Origin of the sequence: Streptomyces alanosinicus (assembly GCF_014650595.1) — a bacterium.
GTDB classification, from domain to species: Bacteria; Actinomycetota; Actinomycetes; order Streptomycetales; family Streptomycetaceae; genus Streptomyces; species Streptomyces alanosinicus.
This window is the reverse complement of record NZ_BMVG01000003.1, coordinates 1-25,147: the sequence shown is the minus strand read 5'-3', so window position 1 is coordinate 25,147 and position 25,147 is coordinate 1. Positions and strand designations below refer to the sequence as shown.

Annotated in this window: 22 protein-coding genes and 3 pseudogenes; 11 read left to right on the top strand and 14 right to left on the bottom strand. The window is 70.8% G+C overall.

Annotated features, from left to right (window positions below; genetic code table 11):
* The first annotated feature begins 80 nt into the window (after positions 1-80).
* Together IE277_RS08740 and IE277_RS08735 are read left to right on the top strand one after the other, a co-directional pair.
* Positions 81-653, top strand: coding sequence for a helix-turn-helix domain-containing protein (locus tag IE277_RS08740; RefSeq protein WP_189950224.1), 573 nt, complete (start codon positions 81-83; stop codon positions 651-653).
* Positions 654-714: 61 nt separating this feature from the next.
* The gene (locus IE277_RS08735; protein ID WP_189950222.1) at positions 715-1,158 is read left to right on the top strand and encodes a hypothetical protein; all 444 of its coding nucleotides are present in this window, start codon (positions 715-717) and stop codon (positions 1,156-1,158) included.
* A gap of 252 nt (positions 1,159-1,410) precedes the next feature.
* Here IE277_RS08735 and IE277_RS08730 read toward each other — a convergent pair whose 3' ends face one another.
* Both IE277_RS08730 and IE277_RS08725 read right to left on the bottom strand, forming a co-directional pair.
* The gene (locus IE277_RS08730; RefSeq protein ID WP_189950220.1) at positions 1,411-2,283 is read right to left on the bottom strand and encodes an NAD(P)H-binding protein; all 873 of its coding nucleotides are present in this window, start codon (positions 2,281-2,283) and stop codon (positions 1,411-1,413) included.
* Positions 2,284-2,290: 7 nt separating this feature from the next.
* The gene (locus IE277_RS08725; RefSeq protein WP_189950217.1) at positions 2,291-2,431 is read right to left on the bottom strand and encodes a hypothetical protein; all 141 of its coding nucleotides are present in this window, start codon (positions 2,429-2,431) and stop codon (positions 2,291-2,293) included.
* 370 nt (positions 2,432-2,801) lie between these two features.
* On the opposite strand from IE277_RS08725, the gene IE277_RS08720 reads away from it, so the two are divergent.
* Positions 2,802-4,331, top strand: a complete 1,530-nt coding sequence (locus IE277_RS08720) for an APC family permease (RefSeq protein WP_189950216.1) — start codon at positions 2,802-2,804, stop codon at positions 4,329-4,331.
* A 354-nt stretch (positions 4,332-4,685) separates the two neighbouring features.
* On the opposite strand, the pseudogene IE277_RS08715 reads toward IE277_RS08720, so the two are convergent.
* A pseudogene (locus tag IE277_RS08715) lies at positions 4,686-4,946 on the bottom strand (Rv2578c family radical SAM protein); the annotation flags it as partial.
* A gap of 149 nt (positions 4,947-5,095) precedes the next feature.
* Here IE277_RS08715 and IE277_RS08710 point away from each other — a divergent pair.
* The 4 genes from IE277_RS08710 to IE277_RS08695 all read left to right on the top strand — a co-directional run bounded on the left by IE277_RS08710 (position 5,096) and on the right by IE277_RS08695 (position 11,599).
* Positions 5,096-5,539: an SRPBCC family protein gene (locus IE277_RS08710; protein ID WP_189950214.1), complete on the top strand. Its 444-nt coding sequence runs from the start codon at positions 5,096-5,098 to the stop codon at positions 5,537-5,539.
* 152 nt (positions 5,540-5,691) lie between these two features.
* The gene (locus IE277_RS08705) at positions 5,692-8,169 is read left to right on the top strand and encodes an MFS transporter (RefSeq protein ID WP_189950212.1); all 2,478 of its coding nucleotides are present in this window, start codon (positions 5,692-5,694) and stop codon (positions 8,167-8,169) included.
* A gap of 164 nt (positions 8,170-8,333) precedes the next feature.
* Positions 8,334-10,802, top strand: a complete 2,469-nt coding sequence (locus tag IE277_RS08700) for a SpoIIE family protein phosphatase (protein WP_189950210.1) — start codon at positions 8,334-8,336, stop codon at positions 10,800-10,802.
* 77 nt (positions 10,803-10,879) lie between these two features.
* Positions 10,880-11,599, top strand: coding sequence for a class I SAM-dependent methyltransferase (locus IE277_RS08695; protein ID WP_189950208.1), 720 nt, complete (start codon positions 10,880-10,882; stop codon positions 11,597-11,599).
* A 6-nt stretch (positions 11,600-11,605) separates the two neighbouring features.
* Here the strand turns inward: IE277_RS08695 and IE277_RS08690 are convergent, their stop codons facing one another.
* On the bottom strand, positions 11,606-12,430 hold the full coding sequence (locus tag IE277_RS08690) for an SDR family NAD(P)-dependent oxidoreductase (protein WP_189950912.1): 825 nt from the start codon (positions 12,428-12,430) through the stop codon (positions 11,606-11,608).
* Between the two features lie 123 nt (positions 12,431-12,553).
* Positions 12,554-12,934 carry an Lrp/AsnC family transcriptional regulator gene (locus IE277_RS08685; RefSeq protein ID WP_189950206.1) on the bottom strand — a complete coding sequence of 127 codons (381 nt, stop codon included), beginning with the start codon at positions 12,932-12,934 and terminating at the stop codon, positions 12,554-12,556.
* On the opposite strand from IE277_RS08685, the gene IE277_RS08680 reads away from it, so the two are divergent.
* From IE277_RS08680 to IE277_RS49435, 3 genes are all read left to right on the top strand, one after another.
* The gene (locus IE277_RS08680) at positions 12,933-13,091 is read left to right on the top strand and encodes a hypothetical protein (protein ID WP_189950204.1); all 159 of its coding nucleotides are present in this window, start codon (positions 12,933-12,935) and stop codon (positions 13,089-13,091) included. The two genes, IE277_RS08685 and IE277_RS08680, sit on opposite strands and share 2 nt — an antisense overlap.
* The gene (locus IE277_RS08675; RefSeq protein ID WP_189950202.1) at positions 13,088-13,600 is read left to right on the top strand and encodes a hypothetical protein; all 513 of its coding nucleotides are present in this window, start codon (positions 13,088-13,090) and stop codon (positions 13,598-13,600) included. Before IE277_RS08680 ends, IE277_RS08675 begins: the two co-directional genes overlap by 4 nt.
* 1,018 nt (positions 13,601-14,618) lie before the next feature.
* Positions 14,619-14,699 (top strand): hypothetical protein, encoded by an 81-nt coding sequence (locus IE277_RS49435; RefSeq protein WP_373310761.1) that lies wholly within the window; start codon positions 14,619-14,621, stop codon positions 14,697-14,699.
* On the opposite strand, the gene IE277_RS08665 is transcribed toward IE277_RS49435, so the two are convergent.
* The 7 genes and pseudogenes from IE277_RS08665 to kdpB form a co-directional block, all read right to left on the bottom strand.
* A complete protein-coding gene (locus IE277_RS08665) occupies positions 14,692-15,210 on the bottom strand; it encodes a hypothetical protein (RefSeq protein WP_189950200.1) in 519 nt (172 codons plus the stop codon). The genes IE277_RS49435 and IE277_RS08665 overlap by 8 nt on opposite strands.
* Before the next feature lie 103 nt (positions 15,211-15,313).
* Positions 15,314-17,140 (bottom strand): annotated as a pseudogene (locus tag IE277_RS08660) (APC family permease).
* Between the two features lie 232 nt (positions 17,141-17,372).
* On the bottom strand, positions 17,373-17,744 hold the full coding sequence (locus IE277_RS08655; protein WP_229881032.1) for a hypothetical protein: 372 nt from the start codon (positions 17,742-17,744) through the stop codon (positions 17,373-17,375).
* 25 nt (positions 17,745-17,769) lie between these two features.
* Positions 17,770-18,546 (bottom strand): GNAT family N-acetyltransferase, encoded by a 777-nt coding sequence (locus tag IE277_RS08650; RefSeq protein ID WP_189950197.1) that lies wholly within the window; start codon positions 18,544-18,546, stop codon positions 17,770-17,772.
* Positions 18,547-18,637: 91 nt separating this feature from the next.
* On the bottom strand, positions 18,638-18,715 hold the full coding sequence (locus tag IE277_RS49430; protein WP_373310759.1) for a 50S ribosomal protein bL37: 78 nt from the start codon (positions 18,713-18,715) through the stop codon (positions 18,638-18,640).
* Positions 18,716-18,746: 31 nt separating this feature from the next.
* A complete protein-coding gene (locus IE277_RS08645; RefSeq protein ID WP_189950196.1) occupies positions 18,747-19,556 on the bottom strand; it encodes an SDR family NAD(P)-dependent oxidoreductase in 810 nt (269 codons plus the stop codon).
* A gap of 381 nt (positions 19,557-19,937) precedes the next feature.
* Positions 19,938-22,091 carry a potassium-transporting ATPase subunit KdpB gene (gene kdpB, locus IE277_RS08640; RefSeq protein ID WP_189950194.1) on the bottom strand — a complete coding sequence of 718 codons (2,154 nt, stop codon included), beginning with the start codon at positions 22,089-22,091 and terminating at the stop codon, positions 19,938-19,940.
* Between the two features lie 532 nt (positions 22,092-22,623).
* On the opposite strand from kdpB, the gene IE277_RS08635 reads away from it, so the two are divergent.
* Entirely contained in the window at positions 22,624-24,132 is a 1,509-nt protein-coding gene (locus IE277_RS08635; RefSeq protein WP_189950192.1) for a GlnX family signal transduction membrane protein, read from the top strand.
* A gap of 96 nt (positions 24,133-24,228) precedes the next feature.
* Here IE277_RS08635 and IE277_RS47005 read toward each other — a convergent pair whose 3' ends face one another.
* Together IE277_RS47005 and IE277_RS08625 are read right to left on the bottom strand one after the other, a co-directional pair.
* On the bottom strand, positions 24,229-24,726 hold the full coding sequence (locus tag IE277_RS47005; RefSeq protein ID WP_229881206.1) for a hypothetical protein: 498 nt from the start codon (positions 24,724-24,726) through the stop codon (positions 24,229-24,231).
* 7 nt (positions 24,727-24,733) lie between these two features.
* Positions 24,734-25,147 (bottom strand): annotated as a pseudogene (locus IE277_RS08625) (cation:proton antiporter domain-containing protein); the annotation flags it as partial.

Sequence of the window (25,147 nt, the reverse complement as noted above, 5' to 3'; positions counted from 1 at the left end):
TTGCCGCAGCATGTCAGCGGCATGAAACGTCCACCGGGCGCCACCGGCAGTGGATGCCCGACTGCGCTACCGTCGCTTGCGTGCGCCGCCCCGACCCCACCCCGGAAGCCCTCGCCGTCGGATCCGTGATCCGCGGGCACCGCAAGCGCCTGGGCGTCTCCATGGCCGAACTCGCGGCCCGCTCAGGCCTGTCCCAGCCATTCCTCAGCCAGCTGGAACGCGGGCTGACGACCCCCAGCCTGACCTCGATCTACCGCATCGCCGAGGCCCTCGGCCTCCCGCCGGGTATCTTCCTGCGTCCCTCCAGCACCGCCGACACCGTGGCCCACGAGGACGATCCACAGGTCATCCGCGTCAGCGAGAGTGCCGGGCAGATCGCCCGCGTGCTCATCCCCGGCGGCCGCAGCGACGTCATGGAGGCGTACGAGCAGCACTTCGCCCCGGGGCAGGGCGAGCGCCCGTGGTTCGAGCACACGGGGGAGGACTTCGTCTACGTCCTCGAAGGCGAGGTCGACCTCGAACTGCGCGGCCAGGAAGCGATCCGCCTCAAGGCCGGCCAGAGTGCCCACCACCGGGGCGACATCCCCCATCGGTGCCGCCTCACCGGCGACTCACCCGCCCGCACGCTGCTGGTCGTGACGCTCGCCGGCTGACGCGACGGACCCTCGCTCTAGCACATTCCCCGGCTGTCGGGAAGAGTCTTGCGCACTCCGCTTGCTGCGCGCGCTGCCCGCCGACGAGCGGGCGGTTCTGCTGGCGCACGAGCACTCCCACCTGGCTCACCGGCACCACCACTACAACGCCTTGGGCGAGATGGCCTGCGCGCTCAACCCGGTCCTGCGGGGTCTGCGTGAAGAACACGGCTTCGCGCTGGAACGCTGGGCCGACGAGGACGCCGCGCACACGGTGGCCAGCCGCCCGCTCGCGGCCCGTTCTCTGGCCCGAGCCGCCCTCGCCGGCACCGGCCGGGGTCCCGCAACGGCGCTGGCCTACCTGCGCCACCAGGCCACCGCCCGGCTCCGCGCCCTGCAGGGTGCTCGCCCGGAAAGCCGCCGCAGCGCCGTGCTGCTTGCCGCGTTGATGGTGACCGTGACGGCCCTCGCGCTGGCTGATGCGACCTCGGCACTCGGCCGGTTCCTGGAGGTCCTGCACCCGTGACCCGGCAGACCGGGGCGACACCGTCATAGGCACGACATCCGGGAGGTATTGTCAAGACCTGTGGATCAAGGGTTCTGACATCTCAGGATGCGGTGCCGAGCTTCTTCCTGTTCGGGGTGGATGAATTTTCTGGAGGCCAGCATGGCGTACTCAGGTCTCCATGCCTCGGCGTATTCCGGGTCGCCGACGAACGGCAGCGCCAGGGACCGTACAGCCTGGCAGGGCCATGCTTCGGCGTAGTAGTAGAGCGAGTCAGGTGGCAGCAGTTGACAGCAGGTGCTCTTCCGCCCATGATCGGAACGTGCGCGCTGGCGCTCCGGTGATCTCTTCCACCGCAGATGTGATCAAGTTCGATTCGGGTCGCGTTTCAGCGCTGGCCAACAGTGCCTCGACGAGGGCGGGTGGCCTGCCGTCGACGAGCATCTGCTGACGTGCGACCTCTACCGGGACCCTCTCGAAGCGGGTCGGGTGGCCGATCGCTTCCCCGATCGTGTGTACCTGCTCGGCTCTGCTGAGTACCTGCGGGCCGGTCAGGACGTGCTTCATACCTGAGTGCCCGTCATCGGTCAACGCATGTACCGCCACGGCCGCGACATCGCGCTCGTGGATCACCGCCGTGGCGGCGATGTCGGGTCCGCGAACGACGTGCGTGGTGCGGATCTGCTCGGCCCACCCTCGCGCGTTGGAGGCGATGGTGTTCGAGCGCAGGAAAGTCCACTCCATGCCGGATCTTTCGATGAGGCGCTCCATGTCGGCGTGGAGCTGGCTGATCGGGTCGGTCTGGCGTTCGGTGTCTTCGTTCACACCCGACGATGAGAGATAGACGATGCGGCGGGCATGCTGTCCAATCGCCTTCAGTACCGCAGGGGCGCCCTCGGTCGTAAGGAACGGCCAGATCAAGAACACCGTGTCGCTCCCAGCCAGTGCCCCCTCCAACGTGTCCGGCTGGGACAGGTCCCCGCCTACGACCTTGACTCCCTCCGGTAGCTCGGCCAGTTCGGGATCACGCGCCAATGCACGCACGGCGGTACGTGTGGCCAGAAGTTGGACAACAACTTGTCGGCCGACATTGCCGGTTGCGCCAGTCACAAGAATCTCACTCATGATCAGGTAAGCCTCGGCCATGCTCAGGCTATTCCAAGAAGGCCCCGATCTGCTCCATGACGCGGTCGAACTGCTGCCGCAGCCGCGCGGGGTAGGGGCTGTACCTGCCGACCGGCACGTTCGGCCCGATGAATTCACGCTCCTCGTCCGGCAGTTGCACTCGCGTCACGCAAGAAGATCTATTGGTCCAGGACCCATCACGAGGGCGACTCCCGCAGATTGATCACGACTCGATACGCGCCCTAGTCGACAGTGTCCTCCCACCTCGCCACCGCGACCGTTCGGATACCCATGGCCTTGACGGGACAATCGTTCTCCTGCTCGTAAGCGCAGCGCTGGTCGTCAAGCGGCGCGCCGCGGATCGGCCTCCGCTCGGCGAAGCGGTCCCTGCCTCCATTCCCGTGTTTCGGTGCGGTTTCCGTCGCTTTTCGGGTGGATAGGTGATGGTCAAGAGTTAGACATGAACACTTGTGTGCTTTTGAGGTACGGCTGATCATTGGCCGCACCCCGCCCCTTCCACACGCACGCAGGAGCTCCCGGTGGCCGCTGGTCAGACAACCTCCGAGCCTGCCGACACGCCGGCAGCAGCTCTCGCGGAGCGGCAGAAGCTGCGCAAGCACTTCGGCCGCTTCGACATCCTGTTCTTCCTCCTGTGCACCATCGTCGGCGTGGACACCATCGGCACCGTCGCCTCGAAGGGTGCTGAAGCATTCACCTGGCTCATCGTGCTGGCCGCGGTGTTCTTCGTGCCGTCCGCACTGCTCACCGCCGAACTGGGAGCCGCGTTCCCCGACGAGGGCGGTCCCTACATCTGGACCAGCCGGGCCTTCGGGCGGCTCGCCGGTGCCGTCAACAACTTCCTGTACTGGATCACCAATCCGGTGTGGCTGGGCGGCACGCTCTCCGTGTCCGCCGCCACTGCCTACACCACCTTCTTCAACGACGGGAAGAACCTGAGCACCTCGGCCTTCTACGCCTTCACTCTCGTGTTCGTCTGGGTGGGCGTGCTCGCCGCGATCCTTTCCTTCGACGTCGGCAAGTGGATTCCCACCATCGGCGCCTGGAGCCGTTTCATCCTCCTCGGACTGTTCACCGTCACCGTCGTGGTGTACGGCATCCAACACGGCCTGCATGGATTCGGTGTCGGCGACTTCTCCCCGACCTACGCGGGATTCGTCGGACTGGTACCTGTCCTGATGTTCAACTACGTCGGTTTCGAGCTGCCCAACACCGCCGGCGACGAAATGACCGACGCCCAGAAGGACGTGCCGTTCGCCATCTTCCGCAGCGCCGGCCTCGCCGTACTGCTGTACGCGCTGCCGATCCTCGGCATCCTGCTCGTCCTGCCGGTCAAGGCCATCACCGGTCTCGGCGGTTTCGTCGACGCCATCCGGCAGGTCTTCACGGTGTACGGCGGCCATGTCGTCGCCGACGGCACAGCCACGCTCAGCGGCGCCGGCCGCCTGCTCGGAGACCTCGCCGCGATCATGTTCATCCTCACGGTGCTCTCCTCCGGAGTCACATGGATCATGGGATCCGACCGTGCCCTCGCCGTCTCCGGCTACGACGGCGCGGCACCCCGCTTCCTCGGCGTCATCTCCAGCCGGTTCGGCACCCCCGTACGGGTCAACATCCTCAGCGGTGCGGTCTCCACGACCGTCCTCATCCTGGCCCACCAACTGACGGGCGGCAGCGCCGGCAAGCTCTTCGGCGCCGTCCTCGGCCTCGCCGTCTCCACCACCCTCGTCAGCTACCTGGGCATCTTCCCGGCGCTCGCCGTACTGCGCCGCAAGGCTCCGGACTTCCCCCGCCCCTACAGGGCGCCCATCCCTCGCACCATCAGCACGGTGCTCACCCTGCTCATCCTGTTCGCCAGCGTGCAGCTGGTCGCCCCGGGACTCGGCGACCACTGGTTCGGCTCCGGCTACGCACCGGCCGGCTGGAGTTACGGCGAGCGCTGGAGGTACCTGCTCACGGAGGCCGTCCCGCTGGTCGCCTTCATGCTCCTCGGCGTGCTCTTCTGGGTGCTGGGCAGACCGACCCGCAACTCACCTGCCACCGGGGAGTAGTACGCCGGGATCTCGCAGGCCAGGGTCGGTACAAGGCCGTCCGCGTGTCCCGCGGCCAGGACGGAGGACCGGAAGGCCGACGACGTCCGCCGGCCGCGAGGCGGACCTTCGTGGTCAGTCCGTCGCGGGACCGGCCGACGGCATGGTCTTCCGGTTCTTGATGCGACGCCGTCACCAAGGCCGTGTCCTGCGCGAACGAAAGTGACAAGACGTCAGCTGCGGCAACGGCCTCAACGACGCCTACGACAGCGCGGTCTCCGCGGTCATCTACAGCGAGGACCCGTGCGGTCGCGCAGCAGCAGCCACTGACTCACGTCGGCGCCGCCTGAGCGCGCAGCCGGAGGGTCATGGGAAGTACACGCACGCGTGCGTGCAGCCCCGATAGGGGTTGACCGTCCACTCGAACGGCATCCGCGAGGCACCCGGCACCCGGTTCAGCACCGAGCGCGCCCGCACCTCGTGGAAGGTGATCCCGCGGAACTCGGGCGTGTCGAAGGTGCGCGTGGTCACGGCGTCCGCGCCGAACAGCGCGGCGTCGGCGGCCCGGCCGTGCTCGGCGCGCTCCCCGCTCGCCCCGGCCGCTCCCGGCTCGGCAGTGAGGTTCTCCCAGCGCATGACGCCTCCTCGGTAGTACTGCGCCATAGAATAGAACAACTGTTCTCATGATCGTGCGGCCTGGCGGAACGACCCCCGATTTGGGTGGCCGGGCACCGGGGTGGTTGGCTTTCCCCAACCCCGAGAAACGCAGGTCCTGGAGGAACGCAATGGCGCAGGTCGAGGCCACTACGGAGCGGGTCGTCGCGGCGGACGCGGAGAAGGTGTTCGACGCCCTCGCCGACTACCGCGGCACGCGGCAGAAACTGCTGCCCGAGCACTTCAGCGAGTACGAGGTCCGCGAAGGCGGCGACGGCGAGGGCACCCTCGTCCACTGGAAGCTCCAGGCCACCAGCAAGCGGGTGCGCGACTGTCTGCTGGAGGTCAGCGAGCCCACCGACGGCGAGCTGGTCGAGAAGGACCGCAACTCCTCCATGGTCACCACCTGGCGCGTCACCCCCGCCGGCGAGGGCAGCTCCCGGGTCGTCGTCACCACCACCTGGAACGGCGCCGGCGGCATCGGCGGCTTCTTCGAGAAGACCTTCGCGCCCAAGGGCCTCGGCCGGATCTACGACGCCGTGCTCGTCCGTCTCGCCGCCGAGGTCGAGAAGTAGGACCAAGCTCCCATCGGTGAAGGGGTGTTGTGCCCCTTCACCGGTTCGAGTGGATCTCCCGGCCCTCCCCAACCCTGCCGTAACCCGCCGCAGTTGTCAGTAGTTGTCGCCTTGTGCGGGACTTGTGACAGGTGTGACGAGGGGAGCGGTACGTGGGCGGGACGACTCTGGTGACGCACGAGCCGGCCGCGCCACCGGCACCGGGGGAGGGCGACACCCCGGGCGAGGAGAGCGCCGAGGCCCCGCCGCCACCCGCGGCGGCCGCCGGACTCGGCCCGCGCCGCGTGTGGCTGGTGTTCTTCGGGCTGATGCTCGCCCTGCTGCTCGCGGCGCTCGACCAGATGATCGTCGCGACCGCGCTGCCGAAGGTCGTCGGCGAACTGCACGGCCTGGACCGGATGTCCTGGGCGATCACCGCCTATCTGCTCACCTCCACCGTCGGCCTGCCGCTGTACGGCAAGCTCGGGGACCTCTTCGGGCGCAAGGGCGTCTTCCAGTTCGCCATCGCCGTCTTCGTCGCGGGCTCCGCGCTCGCCGGCCGGGCCCAGTCCATGGACCAGCTGATCGTCTACCGCGCGATCCAGGGCGTCGGCGCGGGCGGACTCATGATCGGTGTGCAGGCGATCATCGCCGACATCGTGCCGCCCCGGGAACGCGGCCGCTACATGGGCCTGATCGGCGCCTCCTTCGGACTCGCCTCCGTCGCGGGCCCCCTCCTCGGCGGCTACTTCACCGACCACCTCTCCTGGCGCTGGTGCTTCTACATCAACGTCCCCTTCGGCCTGCTCACCCTCGCCGTCGTCACCCTCGTCCTGAAGCTCCCGAGGCCCGCCGGCCGCGGCCGCCGCGGTCGCTTCGACGTCCTCGGCGCGCTGCTGCTCGCCGCCGCCTCCACCTGCCTGGTGCTGCTGACCAGCTGGGGCGGCACCGAGTACGCCTGGGGCTCCCGGCAGATCACCGGCCTCGGAGTCGGCGCGTTCGCCGCCGTCGTCCTCTTCCTCGTCGTCGAGCGCTTCGCCGTCGAACCCCTCATCCCGCTCCGGCTGTTCCGTGACTCCGTCTTCAACATCAGCGGTCTGGTGGGCCTCGTGATCGGCGTCGCGCTGTTCGGCGCCGCCAGCTATCTGCCGACCTTCCTGCAGATGGTCGACGGGGCCAGCGCCACCGGGTCCGGGCTGCTGATGCTGCCCATGATGGCCGGGATCGTCGGCGCCTCCGTCATCGGCGGGCAGCTCATCAGCCACACCGGCCGCTACAAGATCTACCCCGTGCTCGGCGGTGCCGTCTCCGCCGTCGGCATGTGGCTGCTCTCCCGCCTCGAAGTCGACACGCCCCGGCTGCAGTACAGCATCTGGATGGCCGTCCTCGGCGCCGGCATCGGCATGGTGATGCCCGTCCTCGTCCTCGCCGTGCAGAACTCCGTGCGGCCCGCCGACCTCGGCACCGCCACCAGCGCCAACAACTACTTCCGGCAGATCGGCGGCAGCGTGGGCGCCGCGGTCTTCGGCACCCTCTTCGCGCACCGGCTCACCGACGCCCTGCGCAAGGAGCTGCCGCCGCGCGCCGGGGCCCGGCTGCCCGACCCCGAGTCCATCACCCCGCAGCTCGTCCACGCGCTGCCCGCGGCCCTGCGCGACGCCTACATCCGCGCCTACGCCGACGCGATGCCCCGGATCTTCCTCTACCTCGTCCCGGTGCTCGCCCTCGGCCTGCTCCTCGCCTTCTTCCTCAAGGAGAAACCACTGGTGTCCCACCACACCGCCGAAACCGAGCCCGAACAGGAACCCGAGACCGCGAACGCCCTGATCCCGCAGGCCCGCACCCAGCCCCCGGCCGAGGGGACCACCGGCGCGCCCCGCTCCTCGCACGCCGCCGGGATCCCCGTCTGCGGCACGGTGCAGCACCCCGACGGCACCGTGGTGCCCCGCGCCGCGCTCACCCTCATCGACGTCGCCGGACAGCAGATCGGGCGGGGCGCGAGCGGCGAGGACGGGCGGTACGCGCTCGGCACGCCCGGTCCGGGGGCGTACGTACTGATCGCCGCCGCCGGCGGCCACCAGCCGCAGGCCGTCTCCGTGACCGTCGGCGAACGGCCCGTCGAGCTCGACGTCGTCCTCGGCGGCGCCGGCCGCCTCGCCGGCGGTGTCCTGACCGCCGACGGCACCCCCGTGCGCGACGCCACCGTCACCCTCACCAATGTGCACGGCGAGGTCGTCGCCACCACCCGCAGCGGCCGCGAGGGCGGCTATGTCATCACCGAACTGGTCGCCGGCGAGTACACCCTCGCCGCCAGCGCCCCCGCCTACCGCCCGGCCGCGCTCCCGGTCACCGTGCAGGCCTCCCGGGAGACCCGGCAGGACGTCGAACTCGCGGGCGGCGCCGTGCTGCGCGGCACGGTCCGGGCGAGCGGCGGACGGCCCGTGGAGGACGCGCGTGTGACGCTCCTCGACGCCGCGGGCAACGTCGTCGACACCCTCACCACGGGAGCGGACGGAACCTTCCGGTTCGTCGACCTCTCCTCCGGGGAGTACACGGTCATCGCCGCCGGTTACCCGCCGGTCGCCACCGTGCTGCGGGTCGCGGGCGGCGGCCGCAGCGAACGGGATCTGCAACTGGGGCACGAAGACTGACAGAGCGTCGGGCGAGGCGCCCGCAGGGCGTTGAGCTGCGCGCCGGTGCGATCCGGTGAAGCCAATTCCAGGATTGCCACACATCGCGACCGGACGCCGCCGTACCGTAGTGACGGGCGGCACAGATCGTTTGCGTACAGCCGTGGGGAGAGAGGGCCTGGGCCATGGACCGTGGCAGCGAGCGGGACGCAGCTCCCGGGCGCGAAGCCGACAGCGGGGCGGCCGGGCGGATTCCGCTGGCCGTGGTCGTCGTCGACCGAGACGGCATGGTGTCGCACTGGAGCAGCGGCGCACGGCGCCTGTTCGGCGCGAGCAGGGAGGACGCCGTCGGGCACGCCGCGGCGGATCTGCTGCCGGTCTCCGGCGCCCTGCCCGAGGACCTGTACGGCGCTCCGACGCCGGACACCTACGCGCAGTACGACGGGCTCGGCCCCGACCTGGAGGCCTCCCTCGGCGGCCACACCGCCTACGCCACCGCCGGCCGCGCCCGTCTCGTCCCGCACGGCGCTCTCGCGGGCGACGAGCGGCTTGATGTGCTCTGGTGGGCCTATCCGCTGGTCGGGCCGGGCCCGTCCCGGCTGCTCGTGCTCGCCGCGGACGCCACCCGGCTGCGCGAGGAGCGCGGCTACGACGACGAGACCGCCGAACGCATCTCACCCGGCTTCGCCCGCCACACCGAACTGCCCGCCTCCGACGAACTCGAACGCCGGCTGCCCGAGATCCTGCCCAACATGGGCCCCGGCCTGAGCGGCCGGATCGTCTCCCAGGTGCTCGAACTGGGCTACCCCGTCCTGGAGTTCAGCCAGTCCGACCGGGTGCCCGTCACCCCGTACTGGGGTGTGCCTCGCCGTCCCGGCCGCCGGCGCACCGAGCCCGTCGTACCGCAGCGGCGGCGGCCGGTGGCCGCCGTGATCCCGGAAGGCGCCGAGCAGGACCTGGAGTACGCCGCCGTGCGCGAGCGGCTGGAGTTCCTCAACGAGGTCAGCTCCGGCATCGGCACCTCCCTCGACCTCGGCGAGACCATCCGCGAGGTCACCAGCGCCGCCGTCCCCCGGTTCGCGGACTTCGCCGGCACCCATCTGCGCGCCGCCGTCCTCGCCGGCGAGGGCTTCCCGGACGGACCGCCGGACGCCACCACCGTGATGTTCCGGGTGTGGGTCGAGCACAACGACGAACCGGGCCGCTGGGACGACACCGTGCCCGTCGGTGAGGCCTTCGCCTTCCCCGAACACACCCCGTTCTACACGTGCATGAGCACCGGCGAGCCGGTCCTCGTCCCGAGGGTCACCGAGGAACTGAGCGAGCGCATCTCCGGCGAGTTCGAGAAGCGCGACCTGAGGCCGCTCATCGGCGGCCGTTCCCTGCTGATCGTGCCGCTCAAGGCGCGCAACGTCGTCCTCGGCTTCATGGTGCTGATGCGCCGCCCCGACCGCCCGGCCTTCGACGACATGGACCGCACCACGGGCGCCGAACTCGCCGCCCGCGCGGGCCTCGTGCTCGACAACGCCCGTATGTACACCTACCAGGAGAACGTCGCCGACACCCTGCAGGACAGCATGCTCCCGCAGGTCACCCCGCGGATGGCCGGCTGTGACATCGCCACCCGCTATCTGCCGGGCACCCGGCTCGGCAGGATCGGCGGCGACTGGTTCGACACCATCAAACTGCCCGGCTCGCGCACCGCCCTCGTGGTCGGCGACGTCATGGGCCACGGCCTCAACTCGGCCGCCATGATGGGCCAGTTGCGCACGGCCGTACAGACCATGGCCACCATGGAGACCCCGCCCGCCCAACTCCTGCGCAACCTGGACGACTTGGCCCGCCGCCTCGGCGACAACTACCTCGCCACCTGCCTCTACGCGGTCTACGACCCGATCCGCGGCGAACTGCACCTCGCCAACGCCGGACACATCCCGCCCGTCCTGGTCCGCGCCGAGGACGGCAGCAGCGAACTCCTGGAGCTGCCCACCGGCGCGCCCATCGGCGTCGGCGGCGTGCCCTTCGAGGCCACCCGGGTCGAGGTCGCGCCCGGCGACCGACTGGTGCTCTGCACCGACGGACTGGTCGAGGTGCGCGGCTGCGACATCGGCGAGGGCCTCGCCGCGCTCTGCGAGTCCGCCGCGCACCCCGCCGCCTCCATGGACGCGGCCTGCGACACCATCATCCGCGCCCTGAACACCCACGGCGGCCGCAAGGACGACGTCGCCCTGCTCATGGCCCGCCTCAACGGCATCCCCGACGACCATGTCGCCGAATGGCGGCTCGACCCCGACCCGCGCGAGGTCCGCCGGGCCCGCCGGCTGGTCCGCGACCGGCTGCTGCGATGGGGTCTGCCGCAGGCCGTGGAGACCGCCGAACTGCTGGTCAGCGAGGTCGTCACCAACGCCGTACGGCACGCCGGGAGCGAGCCCGTCGGGCTGCGCGTGGTCCGCACCGACGCGCTGCTGTTCGAGGTCACCGACGACGAACCCGCCCTGCCCGCCATGCTGGGCGCCGGTCCCGGTGACGAGACGGGCCGGGGTCTGCGCGTGGTCAGCCGGCTGGCCCGGGAGTGGGGCGCCAGCGCCACCGGGCACCGTAAGACCGTGTGGTTCGAACAGGCCGTCGCGGTCCAGGTTCCATACATCCGGTGAAGGTGGCCTCCGGCCCCTTGCCTCGTCGCGGGCCCCCGCGATATCCCGATCGCGGAACCGAACCGTGGGGAGATCGCATGAACGTCTCGGACAAGTACCGCAACGCCTGGGAGAGTTACTGGAGCGAGACCTCCGACGCGCCGGGCGAGGCGATCTGGGACTCAGACCCCTCGCTCACCGCCGAGCCGCACAGCGCCCTGCTCCTGCCCCATGCGGACCCGGCACGCACGATCGTCGACCTGGGCTGCGGCAACGGCACCCAGACCCGCTATCTCGCCGCCCGGTTCGCCCGTGCCGTCGGTGTCGACCTCTCGCACGCCGCCGTCGAGCACGCGCGTCGTGCCACGCAGGACGACGCCATCGAGTTCGAGCAGCTCGACCTCACCGACATCGACGCCGTACGCGCCCTGCACCAGCGGCTGGGTGACGCCAACGTCTATATGCGGGCCGTCATCCACCAGAGCGAACCCGAGGCGCGGCCTTCGGTCGCCGCGGCCGTCGCCGAGATCATCGGCAGCGCGGGCCGCGCGTTCGTCGTCGAGCTCACCTCCGGCTCCCGGGATGTGCTCAGGCAGGCCGCGTCCCAGCCGAGCGGCCCGGGACCCAAACTCCAGCGGGTCTTCCACCACGGGCTCAAGCCCGCCGACGCCGACGACACGGAGATCCCGCGCGTGCTCGTCGAAGCCGGTCTGAAGATCCTCGCCGACGGCCGGACGACCCTGCCGCAGACCGAGTTCCTGACCGACGGCACCCGCATCGACCTGCCGGCCCGCTGGTTCGTCCTTGCCGGCGCATAACAGCGTTCAGGCCCTGTCGTGGCCGTCGCGGGGTGCGATGCGGTAGTCGAACGCGAGGGTCCCCGGGTCCAGGGCCGTCGCCCCGCCGTCCACGGTGAGCGTCGCACCGTTGACGTACGAAGCCGCCGGGGACAGCAGCCAGCCGATCGCCTCCGCGACCTCGCGCGGCTCGCCCGGCCGTCCCTGCGGCAGCAGCCGGGTCGCCTCCGCGTAGGCGGCCTCGGCGCCGCCGTCGCCCAGGCGTGCCTCCTCGGCGAAGCGCCTCATGCGCCGGTCGGCCATCTCCGTCCGTACCCAGCCGGGGCACACGGTGTTGGCGCGCACCCCCTGACGGCCGTAGTCGGCGGCCACGGAACGGCACAGCTGGACCAAGGCCGCCTTGGAGGTGGCGTAGGGCGCGTTGCTCGTGCCGGGGAGCAGCGCGGCCACGGAGGCGACGGCGACCACGGCCCCCCTGGTCTCCAGAAGGTGCGGGATCGCCGCGCGTAGCAGGAGCAGCGGGCCGGTGAGGTTGATGCGCATCACCTCGTCCCAGTCCCGCAAGGACATGTCCCCCACGGCTCCGCCGCGCCCGATGCCCGCGTTCAGCACCACCCCGTCGATGCGCCCGTACGCCTCCAGCGCCGCCCGGACCAGCCCCTCGGCCGCGTCGGGCTCCCCGGCGTCCGACGGATGCGCCAGCGCCCCGGTCTCCCGCGCCAGGCGCCGCAGGGGTTCGGCCCGCCGACCGGAGGCGACCACTTGATGGCCCCCTTCGCGGAGCAGCCGAGCCGTGGCCTCCCCGATGCCCGAGCCCGCACCGGTCACGATGACAACCCGCTCGTCCGCCACTGAAGTCAAGCCTCCCTCACCCGTACGTCCAGCGCGTCCGACTCTAGATCCGGGAGCCCGAGCGGATGACGAATTCCGGCCAGGGCAGAAGCGCTTGATGTGCCGGTCTCACATGGCCGCCGCTCAGGCGGGGGCGCGGCGGGCGTGCGCGGCCGGTGTCGTCACCGCACGCGGCGGCCGGTCCGGCAGGGGCCGGGGGTGGACGGCCTGTTTCATCACGATGGTGGAGTTGAGGCCGCGGACTCCCGGCAGATGGACGAGCACGGACTCGTAGAGGTGCTGGTACGACGGCAGGTCGGCGGTGACCACGCGGATCAGGTAGTCCGGTTCGCCGAACAGCCGCTGTGCCTCGATGACCTCGGGGATGCCGGCGACTGCCGCGTCGAACTCGGTCACCGCGTCGGGCCGGCTGAGCGTGGCGAAGAGCAGGACCTCGAACCCGTACCCCATGGCCGCGGCGTCGACGACCGCGCGGTAGCCGCGGATGATCCCGGCCGCCTCCATGGCAATCGACTCCGTCTTCGACACCGTCGTGGACCGCAGGAGCAGCAACTCGATGAAGTGGGCCTGCGCCCGTCAGTTCCTGGCGGCCGACGAGGCCGCGGCCGACCCGCTGCCGATGTGGGTCGCCGACACCGACTTCAAGGCCCCCAGGCCGTGATCGACGCGCTGCACCAGGCCGTTGACCACGGCGTCTTCGGATGTCCCGGCGGCGCGACCGACAGCTATCTCGACGCCGTGACCGGCTGGCAGGCCCGGCGGTTCGGCTGGGACATGCCGCGGGAGCTGGTGACCGCGTCAACGGTCGTGATGGTGGTCTTGCCGGTCTTGCGGTCGGTGCGGCGGCGCTTGATCTGGATGGCCTGGCGGGCGCCGGGGAAGAGCAAGTTCACGGTGGCGACCTTGACGGGGGCGCTCGCGGCGGCCGTCGGGCCCCTCGCCTGGAACGCCGTCCTACGGGCCGCCCACTCGGACCAGTTCCTCACAGACGGACCCGTGCCCGTCTTCCCGATCAGCTGGCAGGACACCGGCTCCGGCGTTTTCACCCTGGCCGCCGCGTCCCTCGGCTACGGTCTCGGACCACTGGCCGCCCAGCCCGCCCGCGTCAGCATCCGCTACGCACTTCTCGCCGCTGTCGCGGCCCTGCTCGTCGGCATCTACTTGTACTGAAGGGCGCGGACAGCATGCCGCCGCCCGCCACGAATGGGCGGCGGCATGCTGTCCGCGCCGCTCATCGCCCACCCCGGGAGAGTCCGCGCATGGCTCGTCGCCTCAGCCCTCGCACCCTGATCGCCCTCGCGGCCGGACTGGTCGTCGCCATCGCCGCCGCGGTGGCCGGCGTACTGCTCACCCGGGGTGACGGCGAGCCACCCAAGACGGCGCTTCCGCTCCGGCCAGTGACCCAGATCGCCCTACCCGGCGACAACTCCCGCTTCGACTACGCGAGCCTCGACCCCGGCCGTGGCCTGCTGTTCATCGCCCACCTCGGCGCCGGCGAAGTCATCGAGGTCGACGTTCGCACCAACCACGTCGTACGGGTCATCGGCGACCTGCCCGGCGTACACGGTGTCCTGGTCGTCCCCGCCCTGCATCGGGTGTATGCCACCGCCAGCGACGCCAACCAGGTGGCCACCATCGACGAAACCACCGGCTCCGTGCTGCACCGCAGCCCCACCGGCGACACCCCCGACGGGCTCGCCTACGACCCCGTGCACGGCACGGTATGGACCACCAACGAGACCGGCGGCTCGGAGACCGTCGTCGACGCCACCACCGGAGCCGCCCGCGGCACCGTCACCCTGGGCGGCGAGGCGGGCAACGTCGCCTACGACCCCAGTACCCGACAGATGCTCGTCGACGTCCAGACCCGTAACGAGCTGGCCGTCATCGACCCGGCCACCCTGCACATCACCCGCCGCGTCCCCCTGCCCGGCTGCGACCACGACCACGGCCTCACCCTCGCCCCCGCCGACCGGCTCGCCTTCGTCGCCTGCGACGGCAACGCCCGCCTGCTCACCGTGGGCCCTGACCACCTGGCACATCACCGGCAACGACCAGGTCGGCCAGGACCCCGACGTCCTCGCCTACGACCCCACCGCCCGCCACCTCTACGTCGCGGCGGAATCCGGCTGGGTCACCACCGCCGACAACGAAGACGTCTCGGTCCGGCGCGGGCAAGACCACCCTCCTGCGCCTCCTCAACCGGCTCGAAGAACCCACCACCGGGACGGTCACCTTCCAGGACTGCCCCCTGCGCCCGGTCAGTTGAGCCCTGATGCCCGGAGGACTGCCTGCAGTGTCTCGTCGTCGATGTGGTGGCCCAGCCGGTCCAGGACATCCGCCCCCTGCCGCAGCGTCCCGCGTTCCAGGGAGCGGCGGACACCCGTGTCGAGTTCGTGCCAGAGCGGGGGGTTGGCCGCGAGGGTCCGGGGGTCGAGTTCCAGGCGATGGCCGTGGATGTCCCGCAGGACCAGGTGGGAGGATGGGCCGTCGTACTGCCGTACGGAGATCAGCGCGTCCGTGTGGACGATGCGCCGGCGCCAGGGTGTACGCACCGCGAGCCAGCCGGGGCCGGCGCTCACCCGGGGCGGCAGCAGGACGGCGCCTACCGCGACGGACAGGGTGACCCACAGCAGGGCGCGCAGGGGCGTCAGGCTCCCTGCGTCCCAGTCGACCAGCAGAGCCATGGCACAGAACAGCAGGGCACAGCTGACCGCGAGCCGGGCGCTGCCGCGCCAGTGGCGGTCGCCGGCCGGGCCCGCTGGTCCGTTCCGCTGCACAGAGCCGACGCTAGAAGGCCCTGCCGGGTCCGGCGACCGACGCTGACGGGGCCCTAACGCCGAACGGTTGAATCTTGACGGGATCCTGACGCCACTGTCTGCTTCAGCCGGTGTGGACGCGGGGGCGCCGCTCCCGGTTCGGTTCCGTCTCGCGCAGGACCTCGCGGGTGACCGGGGCGACCTCGCCCTGGCCGAGGAGGAAGAAGCGCAGGAAGTCGGCGAAGGGGCCGCCCTCGGTCCACTCGAAGTAGATGTGCGGCGTGCAGCCGGTGCTGTCGCGGACGTGGAGGAGGAGTGCGGCCAGGGCGTTGGGGATGGAGGCGGACTCCAGGGTGAGGACGCGGTAGCGGTCGTGCAGGACCTCGCTGCGCACGGTCAGGCTCGCCTCGAACTCGGAGGGGTCGGTGACGGTGACCTCGACGAAGACGAAGTCCTCCTGCTCGGGCATGTCGTTGTCGGCGCGGATCTGCTCGATCTTGTCGCGGTACTCGGCCTTGTCCCGCAGGCCCGGATCGTTGGCGATGAAGCAGGCACCGAATCTTCACACCGTCGGGACGCTCGATGACGTTCACGACGGTCGGGTGGAGGAACACCGCCGCGATCACGCCGAAAGCGATGGTCCAGTTGCGCTGCCCGGCCTTGCGCGCCGCTATGGTCACCGCGATCGCGGCCGAGCTGATCAGCACCAGCACACCGGTGGCGTAGGCGCCGCCCTGCGCGTCGACGTCGGCGTCGAAGATCCAGGTCACCAGGAACCCGACCAGCGTGAAGACGATGACCATCGGGCGGACGGCGCGCGCCAGTGGGGAGCCATGCCGTAGCGGGGAAGGTAGCGCGGCATGAGGTTGAGCAGGCCGGCCATGGCCGAGGCGCCGGCGAACCACAGGATGGCGATGGTCGAGATGTCGTAGACCGTGCCGAAGGCGCCACCGAGGTACTCGTGGGCGAGGTAGGCGAACGCGCGGCCGTTGGCCTGACCGCCGGTCTTGAACTCCTTCTCCGGGATCAGCAGCGTGGTGATGAAGCTGGTGGTGATCAGGAAGCCGCTCATGATGACGGCGGCGCTGGTCAGCAGCTTCTTGGTGGCACGGATCCGGCCGGTCGGCTTCTCCTCGGTGCCGCCGTCGTCGCCCTGGACGTGGGGCATGACGGCGACGCCGGTCTCGAAGCCGGACAGGCCGAGGGCGAGCTTGGGGAAGACGATCAGGGCCACGCCGACCATGACGAAGATGTTGCCGTGCTGGGCCGTCAGGGCGCTGCTCCAGTCGCTGACCACATGCCCGGCGGTGACGATGTGCCACACGCCGACGATCACGACGACGACGTTCAGGGCGAGACAGACGCCGACCAGGGCGACCGCGACACCGATCGCCTCCATGAGGCCCTTGAGGAAGACCGCGCCGAGCAGGGCCACCAACAGGAGGGTGATCAGCATCTGGTGGCCGTGCAGGGTGCTGGTGAGGTGCGGGTTCTCCACCAGGTGGGTGGAGGCGTCGGCGGCGGAGAGGGTGATGGTGATGAGGAAGTCGGTGGCCGCGAAGCCCAGCAGGGTCGGGACGAACAGCTTGCCCTGCCAGAAGGAGAGCAGCCGCTCCAGCATCGAGATGGAGCCCTCGCCGCGTGGGCTCTCCTCGGCCACCCGCCGGTACACCGGGAGGGCACCGGCGAGGGTGACTATGACGAGCACGATGGTCGCGATCGGGGAGAGCGGACCGGCTGCCAGGGCGGCGATGCCCGGCTGGTAGCCGAGGGCCGAGAAGTAGTCGACGCCGGTCAGGCACATCACGCGCCATCAGCGCTGGCCCTTGTGCGCTGGCTCCGGCGCGGCATGGGGTCCGGTGTGACCGCCCTGCTTGCCCATGTCGGACAAGCCCTCCAGCATCCACGTCCGCAATCGGCTCGGCGTCGGTTGTTCGGTGGTGGTGGCCATCGACGTGCTCACCTGATGTGCGGCTCAGCGGGGGAGTTTCCGGCCATCACGCGGACGGAGGCAGCAGCCTGAGCAGCAAGTGACGCATGAGCCCATGAGCGATTCCACCGAGCGCGTCGAGCTTCCGTCAAGACCGGCCGGGTGGATGTCGGCGGCACATCAGGATCAAGAGGTAACCATTGCCCAGGCCCGGATCGGGCTGTACAGGGGTAACGCGCTGGCCGGAACGAAGTCAGGGGCGGAGGGCCAGCGTCATGTCGTACGACGTCTCCTTGCCGCCGCGCAGCCATGTCATGCGGACCCGCAGGCTGCTGGCCTCCGGATGCAGGGCCGGGTGCCCGCTGAGGCTGCCGTCGGTGCAGGTGCCGTCCGGATGGGTGCCGTAGGCGCCGCCGCGGTCGTCGTATGTGTTGCCGAGGTCGTCCAAGGCCTCCAGGACCGGCAGTACGGGGGTCTCGCTGCCGGACTCGGGCAGCGGTGGCGTGATCCGGTAGTGGAGGGTGAAGGAGTCCTCGCCGCGCTTCAGCCGGGTGACCGTGAGTTCGTGGCTGCCTTCGAGGATCGGGAGGGTGAGGAGCGGGGCTTTCCTGGTCTTCTTGGACACGGGCGTATCCCTCTTCAAGTGCTCGCTAAGCGCTGAGCCGATGATGTGCCACCGGGCTTCCTACCGCGTAGTGGACGTATTCGCCTACCAGCCGGAAACCGGCGTTCCAGGCCAGGAGACGGCTGGCGCGGTTGTGGAGCGAGCAGTTCCAGCTGGGCGTGTGGCCGCGGGAGGTGATGTCCGCGCACAGGGCAGTGACGCAGGCCAGGGCGATGCGGTGGCGTCTGTGGTCGGGGATGGTGTAGACGGCCACGTCCTCGTGGCCGGTGCCGCGGAAGTAGGTGCAGGCCACCGCCAGGACACGGCCGTTGCGGGCCATCGCAGCCCAGGCGTGGCCGGAGGCGGCGAGTCCGGGCGGACCGCCCCAACTGGCCGAGAGCCAGGACGCGTCCGGGCCGAGGGCGTGCACCGCGTCGGTGTCCGCCGGCTCCAGACGCCGTACGGTCACCGCGTGCGGGACGGTGGCAGGCTGGGGCGTGGCCTGGAGCGTCCAGATCATGCGTTCCCAGGGAGTGAGCCGGTCGAAGGCGGCGCCCAGCGCGGGCAGGAACCGGGCCGGGGCCTCCACCCGGTTGCCGGCCAGCGGCGCGAGGAGAGCGGGAGTCAGTTCCTCCGGGCTACCGCGCAGTACGACGTGGCCGGCGCAGGAGACGGCCGCGGTGCTCGGCTGCACGGGCCGGTCGGCCCACCAGCGACCGATGCCGGTGGCCAGCACGTGCTCGCCGATCATGGCGGGACCGGGGGAGTGTGTGGGGAACCAGCGCGCGAGCGCCCGTGGGTCCGGCGGAGAGATCTCGATCATCAATGCCTCGTGGGTGGGGGAGATGGGATACGGATGGGCGGGCGACCGGGAGAACGTTGTTCCCTGTCGCCCGCCCTACTGCCGTGGTCGGTCAGCTCTGGCCGGCCTTGCTGCCGTGGTTGGCCTTCTTCTTGCGGCGGTCCTTCTTCTTGCGGGCGCGCTTGGACATGTACATCAACTCCTGTGACGGTGGGGGTTCTTCAAGCGGTGCGGCCGACCAGCAGGTCCGCCAGCTTGTTGAGACGCTTGACCGTGCGGTCCTCGGTCGCGGCCGGGGCCGGCTCGACGCGCTCGTCGCGGTCGTAGTAGGCGCCGTTGACGATCTCGACGGCCGGGTCGCAGAGCCGGACCACGTGCGCGGCGCCTTCAGCGGGGGAGACGCCCTCATGGGCGTAGAGGGGAAGCAAAGTTGTGTCGCAGACGCCCGGGTGGACGGATACGGCGGTGACGCGCGGGTCGGCGGCGAACACCGTGAGGGCGAGCTGGGACTGGGCGTAGGCGGCGAGGCGGGAGTAGCGGCGGGCGCGGTTGGGATCGGCCCACTGGATGGACCCGGTGCGGTGCAGGGACGAGGAGACGTTGACGACCCGGCCGCCCGGATCGCTGGTGAGCGCGGGTTCCAGCAAGCACGTCAGCAGGTAGTGGGCGAGGAAGTTGACCTGGAAGGCGATCTCGTTGCCGTCGGCGGTCACGGTGTGTCGTTCCGGGGCCGCCATGCCCGCGTTGTTGACGAGGACGTCGAGGTGCGGTCGCTCGGCGACCACCGTGCGGGCGAGTGCCTCGACCTCCTCCAGGTGGGAGAAGTCCGCCCCGTACGGTCGCAGTTGGGCGGGCTGGATGCCTGCCGTGGCGACCAGGCGGTCTGCCGCCGCCTGCGCCTCCTCGGCCGTACGGCCGTGCAGCAGCACGGTGGCGCCGCGCTCGGCGAGCTGTCGGGCCGTCTCGTGGCCGATGCCGGAGGTGGCGCCGGTGATCAGGACGGTGAGGGACGAAAGCGTTGAGTCGGGCATGATCCCATCCGGGTTGCGGGCACGCAGATGCCGCCCGCGAAGGGCGGTGGGCGTGCGGTGAGGAAGGTGGGTCGAGGGGCGCCGGAGCTGATCACGGCGCCCCTCGGGGCACGGAAAGCGGCGTCGGCGGGACGCGGCGCCAGCGCGGCATGGCGTCGGCGGGACGCGATACCGGGTGGCGCGGGCGCTTCCGGTCAGCGCGGCTCACGACGCGACGGCCGAGCGGGACTCGGAGGTCGGTCGAAGAGGAGCCAGGCGCTGTTCACACCGTCCATGGAAGCCGTCCCGCACCCGCCGGGCAAGCCGGGACCCCGTTCTCTGACGGGGCTCTGACGTGCGCATACGGCTCCTTGACGGGCGTGCCAGGCCACTGGGCGCGGCTCAGCCAAGGCCGGGCACCTGCGAGATGAGGAGGTCGATCAGTTTGATGCCGACGAAGGGCAGGACGAGTCCGCCGAGGCCGTAGACGAGGAGGTTGCGGCGGAGCAGGTCGTGGGCGGAGGCGGGGGTGTAGCGCACTCCGCGCAGGGCCAGTGGGATCAGGGCGATGATGATCAGGGCGTTGAAGATGATCGCGGAGGTGATGGCCGAGGTCGGGCTGTGCAGGCCCATGATGTTCAGCGCCTCCAGGCCGGGGTACGTGCCCGCGAACATGGCCGGGATGATGGCGAAGTACTTCGCGACGTCGTTCGTGATGGAGAACGTGGTCAGCGCGCCCCGGGTGATGAGGAGTTGCTTGCCGATCTCGACGATCTCGATGAGCTTGGTCGGGTTGGAGTCGAGGTCGACCATGTTGCCGGCCTCCTTGGCGGCCGACGTACCGGTGTTCATCGCCACGCCGACGTCCGCCTGCGCGAGCGCGGGCGCGTCGTTGGTGCCGTCACCGGTCATCGCGACCAGCTTGCCGCCCTCCTGTTCCCGCTTGATCAGGGCGAGTTTGTCCTCCGGGGTGGCCTCGGCGAGATAGTCGTCGACGCCGGCCTCCTCGGCGATGGCCTTCGCGGTCAGCGGGTTGTCGCCGGTGATCATCACCGTGCGGATGCCCATGCGGCGCAGTTCGGCGAAGCGTTCGCGGATGCCGTCCTTGACGACGTCCTTGAGCTGGATCAGGCCCAGCACGCGCGGCCCGTCCCAGTCGTGCACCGCCACCAGCAACGGCGTTCCTCCCGAGGTTGCCACGGCGTCGGCGTACCGCCGTGCCTCGGGCGGCACGTGGCCGCCGTACATCTGCACCCAGTCGATCACCTGCTGGGCAGCGCCTTTACGGATGGCACAGAGGGCGCCGTTCGGCCAGCGCAGGTCGACCCCGCTCATCCGGGTCTGCGCGGTGAACGGCACCCAGCGGGCGTTCGCCAACTCGCCCTGGGCGGGGGCCCGTAGCCCGTACCGGTTCTTGGCCAGGACGACGACGGAGCGGCCCTCGGGGGTCTCGTCGGCCAGCGAGGACAGCTGGGCCGCGTCGGCGAGCTGCCGTTCGTCGATGCCGGGCAGGGGGACGAAGGCGGCGGCCTCGCGGTTGCCGAGGGTGATGGTGCCGGTCTTGTCGAGCAGCAGGGTGCCCACGTCACCCGCCGCTTCGACCGCGCGGCCGGACATGGCGAGGACGTTGCGCTGGACCAGGCGGTCCATGCCGGCGATGCCGATCGCGGAGAGCAGGGCGCCGATGGTGGTCGGGATGAGGGTGACGAGCAGGGCGACCAGCACGGTCGTGGACTGGGCGGCGCCCGCGTACTCGCCCATCGGCTGGAGGGCCACCACGACCAGCAGGAAGATGATGGTCAGGGAGGCCAGCAGGATGTTCAGCGCTATCTCGTTCGGGGTCTTCTGCCGGGCGGCGCCCTCGACCAGCGCGATCATCCGGTCCAGGAAACTGTGTCCGGGGCGGGCGCTGACCCGGACGACGATCCGGTCGGACAGCACGGTCGTACCGCCGGTGACGCCGCTGCGGTCTCCGCCCGCCTCGCGGATCACGGGTGCCGACTCGCCGGTGACGGCGGACTCGTCCACGGCCGCGACCCCGTCGATGACATCGCCGTCCGCCGGGATCATCTCGCCCGCCTCCACCAGGACGACGTCCAGCGGCTTCAGGTCGGTGGCGGCGACGGCCTCGGTGCGGGCGGCGGCGAGATTCGTGCCGTAGCTCCAGTGTTCGAGCCGCAGTGCCACCGTGTCCGTGCGGGCCCTGCGCAGCGACTCGGCCTGTGCCTTGCCGCGGCCCTCGGCGACCGCCTCCGCCAGGTTGGCGAAGACCACGGTCAGCCACAGCCACAGGCTGATGACCCAGGTGAAGACGGCCGGATGCAGCAGCGCGGACAGGGTGGTGAGGACCGCGCCGACGGAGACGACGAACAGCACCGGGTTCTTCACCAGGACGCGCGGATGCAGTTTGCGCAGCGCCTCGGGGAAGGAACGGACGAGCTGGGCAGGCTCGAACAGCCCGCTCGGGGCGCGCCGCCTCGGCTTTCGCTCCGGTCCGCTCCGGGCTCCGTGCTCGGGGCGTGACGGTGGGGCCTTCTCGGGGGCAGCGGGAAGCATGGACACCTTCGTGTCTCGATGGGTGACAGGGACGGAGGGCTGACGGGGACGCGGCCACGGGACCGTGCGGTGCCGAGGCCCCGGCACCGCACGGCGGCGCGCAGATGCCGGCGATGGGACGACGACAGACGCCGTGCGCCGGTGCCTGCCCCTCGGACACGCACCGAACCGCCGCCGCGCCGCTTCGGAGTAGGGACTCCGGAGGAGTGGGGGCCGCTGACGTCCGCGGCCCCCGTCGGCGGCCGACAGCGAATCTAGCCCTGTTCCCCGTCGCGACCGCCCTGCTCGGCGGGGAATTGGCGGCACTCATACGGCCCGTGTGGCCGCGCCGTCAAAGTGCCGTCAAACAAAGCCGAGAAACCATCAGGGACCCGTCAACGTGAGCCATCGATGGCCGAATCCCGTCGCAGACTGATCACCAACGGGGGACGGGCGACCGTCCGTAGGTGGTGACGTTGGAGGGACCGTGACTCTCACGGCCGGATCAGCGCAGGGTCCTCGGACCGAGCAAGGGGCACCGCCACGGAAAGAGGTGGTCGCCCCGCCCGGGGGCAGCCCCGGACCGGGCCAGCGAGGGGGTTCGCGGACGGCCGGACCGGGTCCGGGGCTGCGCCTGTGGCAGCGGACCGAGGCCGCGCGGGCCGCTCTGCGCCGCCGCTACTGGGCCACCGTGCCCGCACGGCTGCGCCTTCTGCGCGCGGCCACGGTCCTGCTCACCGCCGGCCTCGTCACACTCCTGCTGGTTGCCGGGCTCGCCGCCCTCGGTACCTGGAGCAGCGTGGCCGACCGCGACGCGCCCCGCACCACCAGCGCCGCCGACCTCAACCTGGCTCTGAACGACATGGACGCCCAGGCTGCCAACATCCTGCTGTCGAGCGGCGATGCCGGTAAGGGGCGGCTGCAGACGCCGTACACGAAGGCCGTCGGCTTCTACGGCGACGCCCGACGCGAGATCGGCCATGATCTGCGCACCCTCGCCGTCGCCGCGCAGGGCAGCAAGGCAGACGAGAACACCGTGGAGTCGCTGACCGACGACTTCGCCGAGTACCAGGAGCTGATCGGCCGAGCCCTGGAGAACGACGGCCACCACGGTGGCAAACCCGCCGCCCTCGCCGACTACCGCCGCGCCACGGACCTCCTACGCACCCAACTCCTGCCAGCCGCCAGCAATTTGGTGTCTTCCAACGATGCGGCCTTCGAAGTCGAGTACTCCTCGGCGCGCTCCACCCTCTCCGCGCAGCTCACCGCCGGCCTCGCCCTGGGTGTGCTCCTGCTGGCCGTGCTCGGCGTCCTGCAGTGGTACCTCGCGCGCAGCTTCCGGCGCATCCTCAATCCTGGTGTGCTGGCCGCCACCGTATGCACCCTGCTCGCGGTGATACTCGGCTCCGAGATGCTGTCCGCCTCCGCCGATCACCTGCGCGTGGCCAGGCACGATGCCTTCGACTCCGTCGTCGCCCTCTCCCGCGCCCGCGCCATCGCCTACGACGCCAACGCCGACGAGAGCCGCTACCTGCTCGACCCGGAGCGCCGGGACCAGTATGAAGCCTCGTTCCTGGCCAAGTCCCAGGAGCTGTACGGCCTGAAGGGTGCCACGCTCTCGACGTACGACTCGGAGCTGGCCACCACCTGGAAGGCGTACCGGGCCGACCACCGCGACCTGCGCTTTACCGGCGAGTTCCGCCGCGAGCTGGACAACATCACCTTCCCCGGCGAGCGGACCGCGGCGGAGAAGACGGTGGACACCTACGCGGTCTACCAGCGCGACGACCGGAAGATCCGCGCGCTGCTTACGGCCGGCAAGGAGCGCGAGGCGGTCGAGTTCTGCATGGACTGGCAGCCGGGGACGTCCAACGCCCACTTCGAGGCTTGGATGGCGGCACTGGACAAGGTGACGGCCATCAACCAGTCCCACTACGCGTCCAACGTGTCGGCGGGCCGCGCGGCGGTGAACGACTTGCTGCCGTGGGCGGGCAGTGCCCTGCTGGCGGCGATGGCCCTGACGGTTTTGGGGGCGCGCCCGAGGCTGGTGGAGTTCCGGTGAGGAAGAGCGCCTCGAAAGGGCGCGGGGCTGTTTCGATGTGCGGCTCCGCCGCGTAGGCGGGATCAACCACAACACACCTGCACCGAAAAGCCGGCCTCACGCGTCGGACAGGCGCGCCTCTTCCAGGTCCAGCGACCGCTGGAGGCGTCGGCGGGTCGTGTCGCTGATCGTGTGGGCGTCGTAGAGCCGCTGCAGTTCGCCGGTCTCGACGGCTATCAGGTCGCGGCGGAGTTGGCGGTAGACGCGGTCGGCGGACTCCGTGGCCTGGCCGCCGGTGGCGCCGTCGCTCTCGGTGAGGCGGTCGCGGGCGTCGTCGAGGCGTGCGGTCAGGCCGCGGCGGAGGCGGTCCAGGACGACGTCGGGTACGACCTCCAGTTCCGCGAGTTCTTCCAGGGCGTGTTGCGAAGTCCCGTCGTCCGCCCGGAGGGCGGGCCGAGCGGCGTCTGGTGCGTGCTCTGGGGGTCCCCCCGGCCGGAGGCTGGGGGAGTGCCGGGCGGAAGCCCTCGTACTGGTTGTACGTGGGTTTTCGCCTGGTGCGGCGAGAGTGCGTGCCAGGCGTCGGGCGGCAGGCGGCAGGCGGGACTTTCGCAACACGCCATAGGCGGGCCAGGCCGGCGTGGGCGAGGTGGGAGCGGGCCTGGGCTTCCTCGCGGGCGGTGTGCGCGGGTTCCAGGGCGATGCCGGAGGCGCGGACGACGGGGGCGAGGGTGAAGCCCTGGACGACGAGGGTGACGACCACGACCGAGGTGGTCAGGACCAGGACCAGGGGGCGGTCGGTGAGCGGGGTGCCGTTCTTCGCGGTCTCGGGGATGGACAGTGCGGCGGCCAGCGGCATCACGCCGCGGGTGCCCGCCCAGGTCAGCACCATCGGGATCCGCCAGTTCAGGCGGCCGAGGCCGCCCTTGCGCTGGACGACCGCCGACAGCGGCGCCAGCCAGAACAGCCGTACGGCGACGAGGGTGGCGGCGACGGCGAGGGCGTACAGGGGCCAGGAGCGGTCGCCGTCCGCCAGGGC